Origin of the sequence: Streptomyces sp. NPDC051662, assembly GCF_040681655.1 — a bacterium.
Classification (GTDB): Bacteria; Actinomycetota; Actinomycetes; order Streptomycetales; family Streptomycetaceae; genus Streptomyces.
On sequence record NZ_JBFAZD010000005.1, the window covers coordinates 236,565 to 252,312 of the forward strand.

The following is a 15,748-nucleotide window of genomic DNA, read 5'->3' on the forward strand; positions in this document are numbered from 1 at the left end:
AGGACAACGCGCTGCACCGCTTCCCGTACGGCTTCTCTCGAAGCCCCAGCAGGTCAGCGAACCAACCGCTACCCTGCGTGCCAACATCAACACTCAACGGGGCCAACTCAAGCGCTAAAGGGCCAACTCGGCCGCTCAGTCACACCTGTGCCCTGTCCGGCGCGAGCCGTCATTGCATAAAGCTGCGATGAAACGTATAGTCATGCCATCGTTGAGGAGGGTTTTTCGATGGCTGTACGTACGGTACGTGCCGCGGTGGCGGGAGCCAGCGGGTACGCGGGCGGGGAACTGCTCCGGCTGCTTCTCGGCCACCCCGGGATCGAGATCGGAGCCCTCACCGGCAACTCCAACGCGGGCCGGCGGCTCGGTGGGCTTCAGCCGCATGTGCTGCCGCTGGCCGACCGGGTGCTGGAGGCGACCACGCCCGAGGTGCTCGCCGGGCATGAGGTCGTCTTCCTGGCGCTGCCGCACGGTCAGTCCGCGGCCGTCGCCGAGCGGCTCGGTGACGAGGTGCTGGTGGTCGACATGGGCGCCGACTTCCGGCTGAAGGACGCGGCGGACTGGGAGCGGTTCTACGGCTCCGCCCACGCCGGGACCTGGCCGTACGGCCTTCCCGAGCTGCCGGGTGCCCGTGCCGCGCTGGAGGGGTCCAAGCGCGTCGCGGTGCCCGGCTGCTATCCCACCGCCGTCTCGCTCGCACTCTTCCCCGCGTACGCGGCGGGGCTTGCCGAGCCCGAGGCCGTGATCACCGCCGCGTCCGGCACCTCGGGCGCGGGCAAGGCGGCCAAGCCGCATCTGCTCGGCTCCGAGGTCATGGGCTCCATGAGCCCGTACGGCGTCGGCGGCGGACACCGGCACACCCCCGAGATGATCCAGAACCTGAGCGAGGCCGCGGGGGAGCGGGTCACCGTCTCCTTCACGCCCACCCTCGCCCCCATGCCCCGCGGCATCCTCGCCACCTGCTCCGCCAGGGCGAGGCCCGGCATCACGGAACGGGACGTCAGGGCCGCCTACGAGAAGGCCTTCGCGGACGAGCCCTTCGTCCATCTGCTCCCCGAGGGGCGCTGGCCCGCCACGGCGTCCGTCTACGGTTCCAACGCCGTACAGATCCAGGTCGCCCACGACGAGTCCGCGGGCCGCATCATCGCGATCAGCGCCATCGACAACCTGACCAAGGGCACCGCCGGTGGCGCGGTGCAGAGCATGAACATCGCCCTCGGACTCCCCGAGGACACCGGACTTTCCACGATCGGAGTGGCACCTTGAGCGTCACGGCAGCGAAGGGATTCACGGCAGCGGGTATCGCCGCCGGAATCAAGGAGAACGGCGGCCCGGACCTCGCCCTCGTGGTCAACAACGGTCCGCGCCGCGCCGCCGCGGGCGTCTTCACCTCCAACCGTGTCAAAGCCGCCCCCGTCCTCTGGTCCGAGCAGGTCCTCAAGGGCGGCGCGGTGACCGCCGTCGTCCTCAACTCCGGTGGCGCCAACGCCTGTACGGGACCGAAGGGCTTCCAGGACACCCATGCCACCGCCGAGAAGGCCGCCGAGGTCCTGAGCGGCTACGGCGGAGACGGCAAGGGCGCGGACGGCCACAGCGCGGGAGAGATCGCCGTCGCCTCCACCGGGCTGATCGGCCTGCCGCTCCCCATGGACAAGCTGCTCCCCGGCATCGAGAAGGCCGCCACCGAGCTCTCCGCGCACGGCGGCGAGAAGGCCGCCATCGCCATCAAGACCACCGACACGGTGCACAAGACCGCGGTGGTCCAGGGCGACGGCTGGACGGTCGGCGGCATGGCCAAGGGCGCGGGCATGCTCGCCCCCGGCCTCGCCACCATGCTCGTCGTCCTCACCACCGACGCCGATATCGAGGCACCGGCCCTGGACACGGCGCTGCGCGCCGCCACCCGCACCACCTTCGACCGTGTGGACTCCGACGGCTGTATGTCCACCAACGACACCGTGCTGCTGCTCGCCTCCGGCGCGTCCGGGGTGACGCCCGGCCACGAGGAGTTCGCCGAGGCGGTACGCACGGTCTGCGACGATCTGGCGCGTCAGCTGATCGGCGACGCCGAGGGCGCCTCCAAGGACATCCGTATCGAGGTGATCAACGCCGCGACCGAGGACGACGCCGTCGAGGTGGGCCGCTCCATCGCCCGTAACAACCTCCTCAAGTGCGCCATCCACGGAGAGGACCCCAACTGGGGCCGAGTGCTGTCCGCCATCGGCACCACCGGCGCGGTCTTCGAGCCCGACCGGCTCAATGTCGCCATCAACGATGTCTGGGTCTGCCGGAACGGCTCCGTCGGAGAGGACCGCGACCTCGTCGACATGCGGTACCGCGAGGTACGGATCACCGCCGATCTGGCCGCGGGCACGGACTCCGCCGTCATCTGGGCCAACGACCTCACCGCCGAGTACGTCCACGAGAACAGCGCGTACAGCTCATGACCGCCCGTAAGCACACCGCGCTGCCCAAGGCGCAGATCCTCATCGAGGCGCTGCCCTGGCTCACCCGGCACAACGGCAAGACCGTCGTGATCAAGTTCGGCGGCAACGCCATGATCGACGAGGAGCTGAAGGCCGCCTTCGCCCAGGACGTCGTCTTCCTGCGGCAGGCGGGCATCAAGCCGGTCGTCGTGCACGGCGGCGGTCCCCAGATCAGCGCCCAGCTCGACCGGCACGGTCTGGTCAGCGAGTTCAAGGCCGGGCTTCGGGTCACCACGCCCGAGGCGATGGACGTCGTACGGATGGTGCTGGCCGGTCAGGTCCAGCGCGAGCTGGTCGGACTGCTCAACCAGCACGGTCCGCTCGCCGTCGGCATGACCGGCGAGGACGCCCACACCATCTCCGCGACCAGGCTCCGGCCGCGGATCGACGGAGAGCTGGTCGATATCGGCCGGGTCGGCGAGATCACCGCGATCGACACGGGCGCCATCGAAGCGCTGCTGGCGGACGGCCGGATCCCGGTCATCTCCTCCATCGCGCGCAGCGTCGACGACGGCCATGTCTACAACGTCAACGCCGACACCGCCGCCGCCGCGCTCGCCGCCGCGCTGGGCGCCGAGGCGCTGGTGGTCCTCACCGATGTCGAGGGGCTGTACGAGGACTGGCCCAACAGCGACGACGTGATCAGCCGGCTCACCGCCACCGAGCTGGAGAAGCTGCTGCCCGAGCTGTCCAGCGGCATGGTGCCGAAGATGGAGGGCTGTCTGTTCGCCGTACGCAACGGCGTCACCACCGCGCGCGTACTGGACGGCCGGGTCCCGCACTCGATCCTGCTGGAGATCTTCACCGACATGGGCATCGGCACGATGGTCGTGCCCGACGGACAGGAAGGACCCACGAAGTGAGCGGCAACGAGGAGCTCGCGCAGCGCTGGCGTGACGTCATGGCGGACAACTACGGCACGCCGAAGCTGTCCCTCGTCCATGGCGAGGGCACCAGGGTCCGGGACGCGGACGGCGTCGAGTACACCGACTTCGTCGGCGGTATCGCGGTCAACGCCCTCGGCCACGCGCACCCCGCCGTCGTCGAGGCCGTCTCCCGTCAGATCGCGTCTCTCGGCCATGTCTCCAACCTCTTCATCGCCGAGCCGCCGGTCGCGCTCGCCGAGCGGCTGATCCAGCTCTTCGGCCGCCCCGGCCGGGTCTTCTTCTGCAACTCCGGCGCGGAGGCGAACGAAGCGGCCTTCAAGATCGGCCGGCTGACGGGCCGTCGGCACATGGTCGCCACCGACGGCGGCTTCCACGGCCGCACGATGGGCTCGCTGGCCCTCACCGGCCAGCCCGCGAAGCAGGAGCCCTTCCGACCGCTGCCCGGTGATGTCACCCATGTCCCGTACGGGGACGCCGAGGCGCTGCGCGCCGCGGTCACCGAAGAGACGGCCCTCGTGATCATCGAGCCGATCCAGGGCGAGAACGGCGTGGTCGTCCCGCCCAGGGGCTATCTGGAGGCGGCCAGGGAGATCACCCGCGCCACCGGCACCCTGCTGGTGCTCGACGAGGTCCAGACCGGTGTCGGCAGGACGGGGCACTGGTTCGAGTACCAGGCGCACCAGGGCGTCGAGCCCGATGTCGTCACCCTCGCGAAGGGGCTCGGCGGCGGGCTGCCGCTCGGCGCGGCGGTCGCTTTCGGGGAGGCGGCCGAGCTGCTCAGGCCCGGTCAGCACGGCACGACGTTCGGCGGCAACCCGGTCGCCTGCGCCGCCGGACTCGCCGTACTCGACACGCTCGCCGCGGGCGGACTCCTGGACCAGGTGAAGCGGCTCGGCGAGAAACTGCGGAACGGTATCGAGGCCCTCGGCCATCCGCTGGTCGCCCATGTCCGCGGCTCGGGCCTGCTCCTGGGTATCGTGCTCACCGAGCCACTCGCGCCCCAGGCGCAACAGGCGGCTCAGGGTGCCGGTTTCCTCGTGAACGCGCCCGCCCCGGATGTCGTACGGCTGATGCCCCCGCTGATCATCGGCGACACCGAGGTGGACGCTTTCCTGGAGGCGCTGCCCGGCATTCTCGACGCGGCCGACGAGGATGGACGATCCTGAGAAACGAGACGACGATGACCGACGCCCAGGACACCGAGCACGGCGGGCAGTCCGTACCCCAGACCAGAACCGCCCGCCACCGCAGGATCGTTGACATCCTCAACCGGCAGCCGGTGCGCTCCCAGAGCCAGCTGGCGAAGGTGCTCGCGGACGACGGGCTGAGCGTCACCCAGGCGACGCTCTCCCGGGACCTGGACGAACTGGGCGCGGTCAAGATCCGCAACACCGGCGGTGAGTTGATCTACGCGGTTCCGAGCGAGGGCGGCTTCCGTACCCCGCACGCGCCGCTCGGGGAGTCGGCGAAGGAGGAGCGGATGCGCCGGCTCGCCGGTGAACTGCTCATCTCCGCCGAGGCGTCGGCCAATCTCGTCGTCCTGCGTACGCCGCCCGGCGCGGCGCAGTTCCTCGCCTCGGCCATCGACCAGGCGGAGTTGAGCGACATCCTGGGCACGATCGCGGGGGACGACACCCTGATGCTGATCAGCCGCGACCCGGCGGGCGGCCAGGCGCTCGCGGACCATCTGCTGAAGCTGGCCCAGAACGACCGTTGAGAGCGTGAGCGCGGGCGGTCCGGGCCCGGCCGCGGCGCGCGCTCAGGCGCTGACCTTGGCGACATAGCGGTGGAAGCCGCTCGTCGTCCACGTACGGCCGTCGGGCAGCACGGCGAAGCCCTCGGTGCCCGGCAGTTCCTCCAGCCAGCCGCGCGCCCGCGCGCCCATCGCGTACGCGGCCGTCGCGCGGGTGTCGGCCATGGTCAGCCCCTCCGGGCAGACCACGGTGACCGAGGCGAGCCCGCCGACCGGTGGCCGGCCCGTGTACGGGTCGAGGACATGGCAGCCCCGCTCGGCGGGCCCCGAGGTGGCCACGCCCAGGCCGTGCGCGGTCTCGATCACGGTGGCCAGCCCGCCGGGGCGCAGTGGGTCGGAGATCCCCACCCGCCAGGGACCGCCGAGCAGTTGGATATCGCCACCGCCGTTGAGACACACCGAACCGGCACCGGACGAGGCGATCATCCGGACCGCACGCTCCACCGCCCAGCCCTTCACCAGTCCCGTCGGATCGAGACCGCCCGCGTAGCGCGTGGTGAACCATCCCGCGCTCTCCCGCTCCGCCGCCGCGCACAGCTCAAGCACCTCGACGACCTCCCGCGCACATGCGGACAGGGCGAGCTCTCCCCGCCCCAGCCGCAGGATCTGGCTGTCGGGACGGAAGGGCGAGAAGAGCTCGTCGGCGTGGTGCAGCGAGGCCACGGCCGCGTGCAGCCCGGCGCGGACCCGGGGCTCGTCCCGTACCCCGCGGATGTCGAACGAGAAGACGGTGCCCATCGATTCCTCGACATGGCGCAGTCGAGCGGTGTCGGACGCCATCAGGCCCCCGCCTTGTCGAGGGCGCTCTGCAGGGAGTCCCGGTAGCCCTGGCTGGTGTAGCTGGCTCCGGAGACGGTGTCTATCCGGGCGTTCTGGGCGGTGACGGCCGCCCGGTCGAGCCGGGGGACCGCGTCGGCGGTGACCGACCGGCTGCGCGCGTCGGCGCCGGGGGCCTGGACCGCCTCGGACCTGGTGACCCTGCCGCCGGCCACGGTGATCCGGACCTGGACGGGCCCGTACTGGGTGTCCACGGCATCGCCGACCACGGTCCGCGAGCCGTCGGTGACGGGCACCCCGCCCTCGCCCCCGGTCCCGGCCCCGCCCCCGGTCCCGCCCGTGGCCCCGGTCCCGCTCCCGGAGGCGGACCCGCCGGAACCCGCCGTGGCGGACACCTCCGTACCGGCACCCGCCGCCCCCGCACCGGTCACCGGCGACCCGCCGGGCTGCTTCAGCGCGAGCAGCAGGACAACGCCCGATGCGGTCGCGGCGGCACCGATCATGATCCGCCGGAGCGGATGTCGCGTTCTGGTCGGTTTCATCGGCTGCCTCACAGTTCGAAGGACTCGTGATGGATACGACGGGTGGGCACGCCCGCCTCGCGCAGTGCCTCGTACGACTGACGGGCGAGCCCCGGAGGCCCGCAGAGATAGACATCGTGGTCCCCGATGTCCGGCAGCAGCTCCCGCAGCCGCCCCGGGGTGATCTCGGGCCTGACGCCGTCCGGCCCGTTGACGGCGTACAGCAGCCGCGCCCCGCGTGCCGACGCGATCTCCCGCAGCTCGGCCCAGAGCGCCAGATCCTCGGTCTTGCCCGCCCGGTAGAGCAGCGTCAGATCACCGGGCCCGCCGGGCAGCGTCTCGAACAGCGCCCGCATCGGCGTGATACCGGCGCCGCCCGCGATCATCAGCACCTTCTCCTTGCTGCGCCTGGCCGCCGTCAGGGCGCCGTACGGGCCCTCCGCCCAGACCCTGGTCCCCGGCTCCAGCCGGGACAGGGCCGCGCTGTGTCCGCCGTTCGCCTTGACGGTGATCCGCAGCAGATCGGGCCGGGGCGCCGCCGACAGGGAGTACGGATTGGAGCTCCAGCGCAGCCCGTCGGTGAGGAACCGCCAGCGGAAGAACTGGCCGGGCTGGGCGCCGAGCCGGTGCAGCCGCCGGCCGGTGATCAGTACGGAGACCACGCCGGGCGACTCGTACACGACCCTCTCCACCCGCATCCGATGGCGCCGGTTGAGCTGGATCGGGGCCAGCACCCGGTAGCGGAGCAGCAGCGCGCCCGCCGCGCCGTACAGCACGTACCAGACCGTGCGGGCCGTCGGGTTCCCGACGAACTCGGCTCCGGTGGCGAGTTGGTGCCAGAACGTCAGATAGACGGCGACGTAGGTGAGCAGATGGAGGTAGTACCAGGTCTCGTAGCGCACCCGGCGGCGCACCGCCCCCGCCGAGACACCGCCGATCACAAGAAAGAGCGCGGTTCCGACCGCCGCCTCGACCATCCGGGGGTAGTCGAGGACGACGTCGACCCCCTGCGCCACAAGGCCGGTGCCGGCCCCGACCGCGTACCCCCAGACGGTCAGCAGGACATGCGCGATCACCAGCCCGACCGCGTACCGTCCGCCCGTCGCGTGCCAGCGCGTCACCCGGTCGGAGCCCACCCGCCGCTCCAGCGCGGGGATCCGGGCCATCAGCAGGACCACGATCGCGATCGTGTATCCGCCGAGCAGCCCGGTCAGCCGGCCCGCTCCGGTCAGCCACTGAGCCGGGTCGAGAAGGACGACCGGGGTGTTCTGCCACCACAGGGCCATGACGGCCGCCGCGCCCGCCCACCAGACCACCAGCACCGGCAGTGCGCCCGACCGTCGTGGGCGGATCGCGCGCAGGGTCTGTCGTCTGGCGGCCCGGCCGTTGTGCAACATCGCCACAGGACTGCTCCTCCGTTGCCTCCGTGCCCGGCGATACGGATATGAGCGGCGGAGGGTTCAACGGAGGGCCCGGGCATCGGCCGGGGGACGGTCAGGAGGCGCTCTCGGCGGCCCTCACGGAGGTGATGGCCGTCGGCCCCGAGGATGTGCCGACCGCGATATGCGGACGGCGGGCCGGATCGGCCCACGCCAGCACGGCGCTCATCGCGCCGGCCGGTACGGAGACACACCCGGCGGTCGGGCCCTCGCCGTTGACATGCAGAAAGATCCCGGCGCCCCGGCCGCGTACCGGCTGGTCGTAGTTGAAGCCGATCACGAGAGCGAGGTCGTACTGGGACGGATAGTCGGCCAGCCGCTCGGACTCCGTCGCCCGGCAGTCCGACGGCAGCCCTTCCACCCAGCGGTTGTACGCCACCGACTCGGTGTCCTGGCACCACCAGGAGTTCTCCGTCACCGGGCGGTAGCCGACACTCGTCCCGGCCGGCGCGGACGCGAGGCCGAACGCGTACGGCAGGTCGTACATCCCGGTCGGGGTGGTCGAGGTGCCCTGCGTACGCGACCGGCCCTCCACCAGCCCGCCCGCACCGAAGCGGGCCTTGGCGGAACCGGCCGCCACCCACCGCGCGCCGCGCCGGTCCCACCACGTCACCTTGCCGGTGGTGGCTCCGGGCGACGGCGCCTCGGCGGTGATCAGCTGGCTGCCGCCGCCGGTGTCCGCCATCCGCTCGGGCAGCGGCGCGTCGCCGGACGGCGCGCCGGGGGAGGCGGCCGTGAGCGTGGCGACGGTGAGCAGGACGGAGCCGAGTACGAGAGCGATGCGCATGCCCGGACCGTATGCCGCCGGGAGGGCACCGGCCTCTCCGCTGCTCCGAATGGCGGTGCGCCGGGGTGTACGGGAGCGGCGGTGCGCCGGGACGTACCGGGGGCGCGCCCTGCTGTGCGTCCGTCAGTCCGCGCGCGCCGGGAGCGGCAGCGGCAGCGCCGGCAGCCCGTCCAGGCTCACCCCGACATGGTCCTTCTTCGCGCAGTACGCGGCGAACTCCTCGTCCGACTTCCGGCCGAAGTGCTCGGCGTGCTGGGTGCGCTCCTCCCGGTAGTCCATGAAGGGGACGGCGAAACCGCAGGCGTCACTGACGCGCTCGGCGTGGATCACGATGATCGCGCGGGCGCCGGGCCCGTCGGCGTCCGCGAAGAGGCCGATGTACTCGCCCCAGCGCGGGTCGTCACGGAAGACCGGTTCCCCCCGTCCGTGCACCCGCAGCACCTTGGGCGGTCCGGTGAACGCGCACCACATCAGCGTGATGCGGCCGTTCTCCCGCAGATGCGCGATGGTCTCGGCGCCGCTGCCGCCGAAGTCCAGATAGGCGAGGGTCAGCTCGTCGATCACGACGAGGGTCCCGGCCCGTCCCTTGGGCGAGAGATTGACATGACCGTCGTCCGCCAGCGGCGCGGTGGCGGTGAAGAAGACGGGCTGTTCCTCGATGAAGGTTCTGATCCGGCCGTCGATCCGTTCGTATCGCTTACCCATGTGCTGGATTATCGGCGCCGAGAGCCGAGGATGCCGCGGTGTTCGCCGCGGCGGTCCGCGGGAAAGCGCGTTGACAAAACAATACGGTGCATCGCATAGTTATACCTGTCAGTGAATGCACCGTAAGGAGAAACCCGTGACCGAGCGCGTCGTACTCGCCTACTCGGGCGGCCTGGACACCTCCGTCGCCATCGGCTGGATCGCCGAGGAGACGGGCGCCGAGGTCATCGCCGTTGCCGTGGACGTCGGCCAGGGTGGCGAGGACCTGGACGTCATCCGCAAGCGCGCGCTCGCCTGCGGTGCCGTCGAAGCCGAGGTCGCGGACGCGAAGGACGAGTTCGCCGAGGAGTACTGCCTCCCGGCGATCAAGGCCAACGCCCTCTACATGGACCGCTATCCGCTGGTCTCCGCACTCTCCCGGCCGACGATCGTCAAGCACCTCGTCGCCGCCGCGAAGAAGCACAACGCCGGCACCGTCGCCCACGGCTGCACCGGCAAGGGCAATGACCAGGTGCGCTTCGAGGCCGGTATCACCGCCCTCGGCCCGGATCTGAGGTGCATCGCCCCGGTCCGCGACTACGCGATGACCCGCGACAAGGCGATCGCCTTCTGCGAGCAGAAGAACCTCCCGATCGCGACCACCAAGGAGTCCCCGTACTCCATCGACCAGAACGTCTTCGGACGCGCCGTCGAGACGGGCTTCCTGGAGGACATCTGGAACGGTCCGATCGAGGACGTGTACGAGTACACCTCGAACCCGGCGACGCCCCGCGAGGCCGACGAGGTCATCATCTCCTTCAAGGAGGGAGTGCCCGTCGCCATCGACGGCAAGCCCGTCACCGTCCTCCAGGCGATCCAGCAGCTCAACGAGCGGGCCGGCGCCCAGGGCATCGGCCGGATCGACATGGTCGAGGACCGGCTCGTCGGTATCAAGTCCCGGGAGATCTACGAGGCCCCCGGCGCCATCGCGCTGATCACCGCCCACCAGGAGCTGGAGAACGTCACCGTCGAGCGCGAGCTGGCCCGCTACAAGCGCCAGGTCGAGCAGCGCTGGGGCGAGATCGTCTACGACGGTCTGTGGTTCTCCCCCCTCAAGCGCGCCCTGGACGGCTTCATCAACGAGGCCAACCAGCATGTCACCGGCGACATCCGGATGACCCTGCACGGCGGCCGGGCCGTCGTCACCGGCCGGAAGTCGGACGAGTCGCTGTACGACTTCAATCTCGCCACGTACGACTCGGGCGACACGTTCGACCAGTCCAAGGCGCAGGGCTTCATCGAGATCTTCGGCCTCTCGTCGAAGATCGCCGCACGCCGTGACCTCGCCTGATCCGAACCGTTTGACAGTCCGCCTCCCCGTTCCTCCGCGGCGGGGAGGCGGTCGTACTTCCCGATCCCTTCTGAGGAGCAGCAGTGAGCAGCAGCAACGGTGATGTCCGGCTCTGGGGCGGCCGGTTCGCCGACGGCCCGGCGGAGGCGCTGGCGGCCCTCTCCGCCTCCGTCCACTTCGACTGGCGGCTCGCGCCGTACGACATCGCCGGCTCCCGCGCCCACGCCCGTGTCCTGCACAAGGCCGGGCTGCTCACCGCCGACGAGCTGACCCGCATGCTGGCCGGTCTCGACCGGCTGGAGGCCGATGTCGCCGACGGCTCGTTCACCGGCACGGTCGCCGACGAGGACGTCCACACCGCGCTGGAGCGGGGCCTGCTGGAGCGGCTCGGCGCCGACCTCGGCGGCAAGCTGCGCGCCGGACGGTCCCGCAACGACCAGATCGCCACGCTCTTCCGGATGTACCTCCGCGACCACGCCCGGATCATCGGCGCACTGATCGCGGACCTCCAGGACGCGCTGGTGGGGCTCGCCGAGGCGCACCCCGATGTCGCGATGCCCGGCCGTACGCACCTTCAGCACGCCCAGCCCGTCCTCTTCGCCCACCATGTGCTGGCGCACGCGCAGTCGCTGTCCCGGGACGCGGAGCGGCTGCGGCAGTGGGACAAGCGCACGGCGGTCTCCCCGTACGGCTCCGGCGCGCTGGCGGGGTCCTCGCTCGGGCTCGACCCGGAGGCGGTCGCCGCGGACCTCGGCTTCGAGCGCGGCTCGGTCGGGAACTCGATCGACGGCACGGCCTCCCGTGACTTCGTCGCCGAGTTCGCCTTCGTCACCGCGATGATCGGCGTCAATCTGTCGCGGATCGCGGAGGAGATCATTCTCTGGAACACGAAGGAGTTCTCCTTCGTCACCCTCCACGACGCCTTCTCCACCGGCTCCTCGATCATGCCGCAGAAGAAGAACCCGGACATCGCCGAGCTGGCGCGCGGCAAGTCCGGCAGGCTGATCGGCAATCTGACCGGGCTGCTGGCCACGCTGAAGGCGCTCCCGCTCGCGTACAACCGCGATCTCCAGGAGGACAAGGAGCCGGTCTTCGACTCCTGCGACCAGCTGGAGGTCCTGCTGCCGGCCTTCACGGGCATGATGGCGACCCTGACCGTCAACCGGGAGCGGATGGCGGAGCTGGCACCGGCCGGCTTCTCGCTCGCCACGGACATCGCCGAGTGGCTGGTCAGGCAGGGTGTGCCGTTCCGGGTGGCACACGAGGTCGCGGGGGAGTGCGTCAAGGAGTGCGAGACGCTCGGTATCGAGCTGGCCGACCTGACGGACGAGCAGTTCGCGAAGATCTCCGAGCACCTCACCCCCGAGGTGCGGACGGTGCTCAATGTGCCGGGCTCGCTGGCCTCCCGCGACGGCCGGGGCGGTACGGCCCCGTCGGCGGTCGCCGTCCAGCTCTCCGAGGTCAAGGCCGATCTGGTGATACAGCACGCCTGGGCCGACGCCAAGAAGTGACCATCGCCGAGAAGTGACCACCGCCGAGAAGTAACCGGCTCTCCCGGAGCCGACCGGCCATGAGGCCCACTACAGCGCCGCCGCCCACCGCGCGAGCGCGTCGAAGTCCGGACGGGTCAGCCCGATCCCGGGATCGACGCACATCAACAGGGCGGCGGCGAGGTGGCGCTGGTCCGTCCACTCGCGGTCGTACGAGGTGATCTCGTCGTCGACCCAGGCGAAGGGCCGTCCGGCCGCGTACTCCAGTACGTACGGCGTCTTCCAGAACGTCCCGCGAGGTGCTCCGCGCTCCGCGCCTGACCACTCGACGTACGGCAGCTCCGGCAGTCCGAGGACCGGCCCGATCCACTCGTTGGCGTCGTCCTCCCATGTGGTGGCCCAGACCAGCTCGTACCGGTCGGCGAGCGCCAGCAGCTCCACCCCGTGCTCCGGGTTGAGCAGCACGGGCAGCGGCTGATCCGCCGGCCAGCCCGAGGGCCGCATCCAATGTCTGACGTAGCCCTCCGGCACCCCTTCGGTCGCGAGGGCGAGATACGGGTTCAGCGGACCGTCGACATCGATCAGCAGCAGTGGCTTCGTACGCGAGGCCGTACGCGAGCTCATACGCGAGTCCATACGCGACTTCATACGCGGGTTCGTTCCTTCTGGGTAGTGGTTCAGTGTTGTATTAAATGAGACATCTCTGTCTCATGTGGGTTATGGTCGTCTCATGACGGTCGATCGTGAACAGGTGCTGCGCACCGCAGCCGCCCTTCTCACCCGCAGGGCAACCGCCACCATGGACGAGGTCGCCCGCTCCGTGGGGATAGGGCGAGCGACGCTGCACCGGCATTTCGCCGGGCGGGACGCGCTGATCAAGGCGCTGGAGGAGCTGGGGCTCAAGGAGCTGGAGACGGCCCTCGACGACGCCCGGCTGGACGAGGGCCCGGCGGACGAGGCGCTGCGGCGGCTCATCGCGTGCGTCGAGCCGTCCGCCGGGCTGCTCGCCTTCCTCCTCACCGAGAACCAGCTCTTCGAGGGTGATGTCTACGACGGCTGGAGCCGCACCGACGCGAGGGTCTCCGCGCTCTTCCGGCGCGGACAGGAGGAGGGCGTGTTCCGGATCGACCTCAGCCACGCCTGGCTGACGGACGCCCTCTACGGACTGATCAGCGCCTGCGCCTGGACCGTCCAGGACGGTCGCGCGGCGCCCAAGGATTTCCAGTACATGATCGCCGAGTTGCTGCTCGGCGGAGCGCGACGGAGTGTGAAGCCATGACCAGCAGCCATCTCACCGCGACGGAGAGCGATCAGACGCCCCGTCCCGGGCGCTGGATCGCACTCGCCGTACTCGTCCTGGCCGTGCTTCTGGTGGCCGTCGACGCCACCGTACTGGGCCTCGCCACACCCTTCCTCAGCGAGGACCTCAAGCCGACCGGTACCCAGCTCCTCTGGATCGGCGACATCTACTCCTTCGTCATCGCCGGTCTGCTGGTCTCCATGGGCAGCCTCGGCGACCGGATCGGCCGCAAGAAGCTGCTGCTGACGGGTGCGGTCGCCTTCGGCGGGCTCTCCGTGCTCAACGCCTACGCGACCACCCCGGAAATGATGATCCTGGCCAGGGCGCTGCTGGGTGTCGCGGGCGCGACGCTGATGCCCGCCACCCTCGCCCTGATCCGCAATCTCTTCCATGACCCCAAGGAGCGCAGCGTCGCCATCGGCATCTGGGGTGCGATGGCCTCCGCGGGCGCGGCGGTCGGTCCGGTCGTCGGCGGCTTTCTGCTTGAGCACTTCTGGTGGGGTTCGGTCTTCCTGATCAATCTGCCCGTGATGGCCATCCTGGTGATCGTCGGCATCAAGACCCTGCCCGAGTCGAAGAACCCCGCGCCGGGCCCCTGGGACCTGACCAGCGTGCTGCTCTCCCTGGTCGGCATCGTGGGCATCGTCTACGCGATCAAGGAAGGGGCCACGCACGGCCCCGGCTGGAACGTCGTCGTCGTGGGCCTGCTGGGCGTGGGCGCGCTCTACTGGTTCGTACGGCGCCAGCTCACGCTGCCCGCCCCGCTGCTCGACATAAGGCTCTTCCACCACCGGGGCTTCTCCGGCGCGGTACTGGCCGACCTGCTGACCATCCTCGGCCTCTCCGGGCTGGTCTTCTTCCTGTCGCAGTATCTGCAGCTGGTGCAGGGCCGCCGGCCGCTGGAAGCGGGGCTGGCCGAACTGCCCGCCGCCGTCGGCGCGGTGGCGGCGGGACTCCTCGCGGGGACCGTCGCACGCCGTTACTCCGTACGGTCGGTGGTGACCGGCGGGCTCGCGGCGATCGGTCTGTCCCTCGCGGCGCTGGTCACGATCGACCAGTCCACCGGCTATCCGCTCCTCGGCGCCGTGCTGCTGATCGTCGGCGTGGGCGCGGGCTTCTCCTTCACCGTCACCGCCGATGTGATTCTCTCCAGCGTCCCCAAGGAACACGCCGGTTCCGCCTCCGCGGTCTCGGAGACGGCCTACGAACTGGGCGCGGCGCTCGGGATCGCGCTGCTCGGCTCGATCGTCACCGGCGTCTACCGGGGCTTCCCCACCCCGTCCGGGGTCCCGGCCGATGTGGCCTCGGCCGCGCACGAATCGCTGGGCGGCGCGGTGGAGGCCGCCGCCGGGCTCCCCGGGCACTCCGGGGCCGCTCTGGTGGCGGCGGCGCAGGAGGCGTTCGTGGACGGCCTGCGCTTCGCCGCCGGGGTGGGCGCCGTGGTGCTGCTGGCCACGGCGGTGGCGGCCTTCTTCCTGCTGCGCGGACAGAAGCTGGAGGACGGCGTGGAGCACTGACGGCGCGGAGCACTCAAGGCGCGGCGGGAGAGCCCTCCCGCCGCGCCACCCAGGGAGGGGTTACGCCGCCTTCGCCTTCGTGGCGTACATGTCCACGTACTCCTGCCCGGACAGCTCCATGACCTCGGTCATCACCGAGTCCGTCACCGCCCGCAGCACATAGCGGTCGCGGTCCATGCCCTCGTACCGCGAGAACTCCATCGGCTTGCCGAAGCGCACCGTCACCTTGCCGGTCCGGGGCATGCCCGAGCCGTTCGGCTGGAGCTTGTCCGTACCGATCATCGCGAAGGGCACCACCGGGGCGCCCGTCATCAGCGTCAGCCGCGCGATGCCCGTACGGCCGCGGTACAGCCGGCCGTCGGGGGAGCGGGTGCCCTCCGGATAGATCCCGAAGATATTGCCCTCGTCCAGAATCCGACGGCCCGTCATCAGCGCCGCGACCCCGCCCCGGCCGCCGTCGCGGTCCACCGGGATCATGCCCACACCGGTGAAGAACCAGGCCATCAGCCTGCCCTTGAGGCCCTTGCCGGTGACGTACTCGTCCTTGCCGATGAAGAAGACCTGACGGTCACAGACCAGCGGCAGGATCATCGAGTCGATGAAGGTGAGATGGTTCCCGGCGAGGATCACCGGCCCGCTCCCCGGAATGTTCTCGGCGCCTTCCACGCGGGTGCGGAACATCAGGCGCATGATCGGTCCGAGCGCTGCCTTGATGAGCGCGAAGCGGGACAACGGGTCCTCCGGTGTCGTGCGAAG

Annotated in this window: 16 protein-coding genes; 9 read left to right on the forward strand and 7 right to left on the reverse strand. The window is 70.7% G+C overall.

Features of this window, described 5'->3' with window-relative positions; all coding sequences use genetic code 11:
• Positions 1 to 228 precede the first annotated feature (228 nt).
• The 5 genes from argC to AB0M67_RS11060 are packed head-to-tail and all read left to right on the forward strand — an operon-like array spanning position 229 to position 5,090.
• Positions 229 to 1,266, forward strand: coding sequence for an N-acetyl-gamma-glutamyl-phosphate reductase (gene argC, locus AB0M67_RS11040; protein ID WP_365744852.1), 1,038 nt, complete (start codon positions 229 to 231; stop codon positions 1,264 to 1,266).
• Entirely contained in the window at positions 1,263 to 2,447 is a 1,185-nt protein-coding gene (gene argJ / locus AB0M67_RS11045; RefSeq protein ID WP_365744854.1) for a bifunctional glutamate N-acetyltransferase/amino-acid acetyltransferase ArgJ, read from the forward strand. The genes argC and argJ overlap by 4 nt, the downstream gene beginning before the upstream one ends.
• Complete coding sequence (argB, locus tag AB0M67_RS11050; protein WP_365744856.1) at positions 2,444 to 3,349, forward strand: acetylglutamate kinase; 906 nt, start codon at positions 2,444 to 2,446, stop codon at positions 3,347 to 3,349. Before argJ ends, argB begins: the two co-directional genes overlap by 4 nt.
• Complete coding sequence (locus AB0M67_RS11055; RefSeq protein WP_365744858.1) at positions 3,346 to 4,539, forward strand: acetylornithine transaminase; 1,194 nt, start codon at positions 3,346 to 3,348, stop codon at positions 4,537 to 4,539. The genes argB and AB0M67_RS11055 overlap by 4 nt, the downstream gene beginning before the upstream one ends.
• 14 nt (positions 4,540 to 4,553) lie before the next feature.
• Entirely contained in the window at positions 4,554 to 5,090 is a 537-nt protein-coding gene (locus AB0M67_RS11060; RefSeq protein WP_249951093.1) for an arginine repressor, read from the forward strand.
• Positions 5,091 to 5,132: 42 nt separating this feature from the next.
• Here the strand turns inward: AB0M67_RS11060 and AB0M67_RS11065 are convergent, their stop codons facing one another.
• The 5 genes from AB0M67_RS11065 to AB0M67_RS11085 all read right to left on the reverse strand — a co-directional run bounded on the left by AB0M67_RS11065 (position 5,133) and on the right by AB0M67_RS11085 (position 9,355).
• A complete protein-coding gene (locus AB0M67_RS11065; RefSeq protein ID WP_365744860.1) occupies positions 5,133 to 5,906 on the reverse strand; it encodes an FAD:protein FMN transferase in 774 nt (257 codons plus the stop codon).
• Positions 5,906 to 6,445 (reverse strand): FMN-binding protein, encoded by a 540-nt coding sequence (locus AB0M67_RS11070; RefSeq protein ID WP_365744862.1) that lies wholly within the window; start codon positions 6,443 to 6,445, stop codon positions 5,906 to 5,908. The genes AB0M67_RS11065 and AB0M67_RS11070 overlap by 1 nt, the downstream gene beginning before the upstream one ends.
• An 8-nt stretch (positions 6,446 to 6,453) precedes the next feature.
• A complete protein-coding gene (locus AB0M67_RS11075) occupies positions 6,454 to 7,821 on the reverse strand; it encodes a ferredoxin reductase family protein (protein WP_365745171.1) in 1,368 nt (455 codons plus the stop codon).
• Positions 7,822 to 7,918: 97 nt separating this feature from the next.
• A complete protein-coding gene (locus tag AB0M67_RS11080) occupies positions 7,919 to 8,650 on the reverse strand; it encodes a hypothetical protein (protein WP_365744864.1) in 732 nt (243 codons plus the stop codon).
• Positions 8,651 to 8,773: 123 nt separating this feature from the next.
• Positions 8,774 to 9,355 carry a pyridoxamine 5'-phosphate oxidase family protein gene (locus AB0M67_RS11085; RefSeq protein WP_365744866.1) on the reverse strand — a complete coding sequence of 194 codons (582 nt, stop codon included), beginning with the start codon at positions 9,353 to 9,355 and terminating at the stop codon, positions 8,774 to 8,776.
• Between the two features lie 136 nt (positions 9,356 to 9,491).
• Here AB0M67_RS11085 and AB0M67_RS11090 point away from each other — a divergent pair, with 136 nt between their 5' ends.
• Together AB0M67_RS11090 and argH are read left to right on the forward strand one after the other, a co-directional pair.
• Positions 9,492 to 10,685: an argininosuccinate synthase gene (locus AB0M67_RS11090; protein WP_365744868.1), complete on the forward strand. Its 1,194-nt coding sequence runs from the start codon at positions 9,492 to 9,494 to the stop codon at positions 10,683 to 10,685.
• An 83-nt stretch (positions 10,686 to 10,768) separates the two neighbouring features.
• Positions 10,769 to 12,196, forward strand: coding sequence for an argininosuccinate lyase (gene argH, locus AB0M67_RS11095; RefSeq protein WP_365744870.1), 1,428 nt, complete (start codon positions 10,769 to 10,771; stop codon positions 12,194 to 12,196).
• A 69-nt stretch (positions 12,197 to 12,265) separates the two neighbouring features.
• On the opposite strand, the gene AB0M67_RS11100 is transcribed toward argH, so the two are convergent.
• The gene (locus tag AB0M67_RS11100; RefSeq protein WP_365744872.1) at positions 12,266 to 12,799 is read right to left on the reverse strand and encodes a hypothetical protein; all 534 of its coding nucleotides are present in this window, start codon (positions 12,797 to 12,799) and stop codon (positions 12,266 to 12,268) included.
• 106 nt (positions 12,800 to 12,905) lie between these two features.
• Here AB0M67_RS11100 and AB0M67_RS11105 point away from each other — a divergent pair, with 106 nt between their 5' ends.
• Both AB0M67_RS11105 and AB0M67_RS11110 read left to right on the forward strand, forming a co-directional pair.
• Positions 12,906 to 13,454 carry a TetR/AcrR family transcriptional regulator gene (locus AB0M67_RS11105; protein ID WP_365744874.1) on the forward strand — a complete coding sequence of 183 codons (549 nt, stop codon included), beginning with the start codon at positions 12,906 to 12,908 and terminating at the stop codon, positions 13,452 to 13,454.
• Positions 13,451 to 14,992 (forward strand): MFS transporter, encoded by a 1,542-nt coding sequence (locus AB0M67_RS11110; RefSeq protein ID WP_365744876.1) that lies wholly within the window; start codon positions 13,451 to 13,453, stop codon positions 14,990 to 14,992. The genes AB0M67_RS11105 and AB0M67_RS11110 overlap by 4 nt, the downstream gene beginning before the upstream one ends.
• 60 nt (positions 14,993 to 15,052) lie before the next feature.
• On the opposite strand, the gene AB0M67_RS11115 is transcribed toward AB0M67_RS11110, so the two are convergent.
• Positions 15,053 to 15,682 carry a lysophospholipid acyltransferase family protein gene (locus AB0M67_RS11115; RefSeq protein ID WP_365745173.1) on the reverse strand — a complete coding sequence of 210 codons (630 nt, stop codon included), beginning with the start codon at positions 15,680 to 15,682 and terminating at the stop codon, positions 15,053 to 15,055.
• Between the last annotated feature and the right edge of the window lie 66 nt (positions 15,683 to 15,748).

Excerpts from the sequence above, each read along its gene's own strand:
- AB0M67_RS11105 (WP_365744874.1), top strand. The coding sequence starts at position 12,906 with ATGACGGTCGATCGTGAACAGGTGCTGCGCACCGCAGCCGCCCTTCTC.
- AB0M67_RS11100 (WP_365744872.1), bottom strand. The coding sequence starts at position 12,799 with ATGAGCTCGCGTACGGCCTCGCGTACGAAGCCACTGCTGCTGATCGAT.
- argC (WP_365744852.1), top strand. The coding sequence starts at position 229 with ATGGCTGTACGTACGGTACGTGCCGCGGTGGCGGGAGCCAGCGGGTAC.
- AB0M67_RS11060 (WP_249951093.1), top strand. The coding sequence starts at position 4,554 with ATGACCGACGCCCAGGACACCGAGCACGGCGGGCAGTCCGTACCCCAG.
- AB0M67_RS11070 (WP_365744862.1), bottom strand. The coding sequence starts at position 6,445 with ATGAAACCGACCAGAACGCGACATCCGCTCCGGCGGATCATGATCGGT.
- argB (WP_365744856.1), top strand. The coding sequence starts at position 2,444 with ATGACCGCCCGTAAGCACACCGCGCTGCCCAAGGCGCAGATCCTCATC.
- AB0M67_RS11075 (WP_365745171.1), bottom strand. The coding sequence starts at position 7,821 with ATGTTGCACAACGGCCGGGCCGCCAGACGACAGACCCTGCGCGCGATC.
- AB0M67_RS11065 (WP_365744860.1), bottom strand. The coding sequence starts at position 5,906 with ATGGCGTCCGACACCGCTCGACTGCGCCATGTCGAGGAATCGATGGGC.
- AB0M67_RS11115 (WP_365745173.1), bottom strand. The coding sequence starts at position 15,682 with ATGCGCCTGATGTTCCGCACCCGCGTGGAAGGCGCCGAGAACATTCCG.
- AB0M67_RS11085 (WP_365744866.1), bottom strand. The coding sequence starts at position 9,355 with ATGGGTAAGCGATACGAACGGATCGACGGCCGGATCAGAACCTTCATC.
- AB0M67_RS11080 (WP_365744864.1), bottom strand. The coding sequence starts at position 8,650 with ATGCGCATCGCTCTCGTACTCGGCTCCGTCCTGCTCACCGTCGCCACG.
- AB0M67_RS11110 (WP_365744876.1), top strand. The coding sequence starts at position 13,451 with ATGACCAGCAGCCATCTCACCGCGACGGAGAGCGATCAGACGCCCCGT.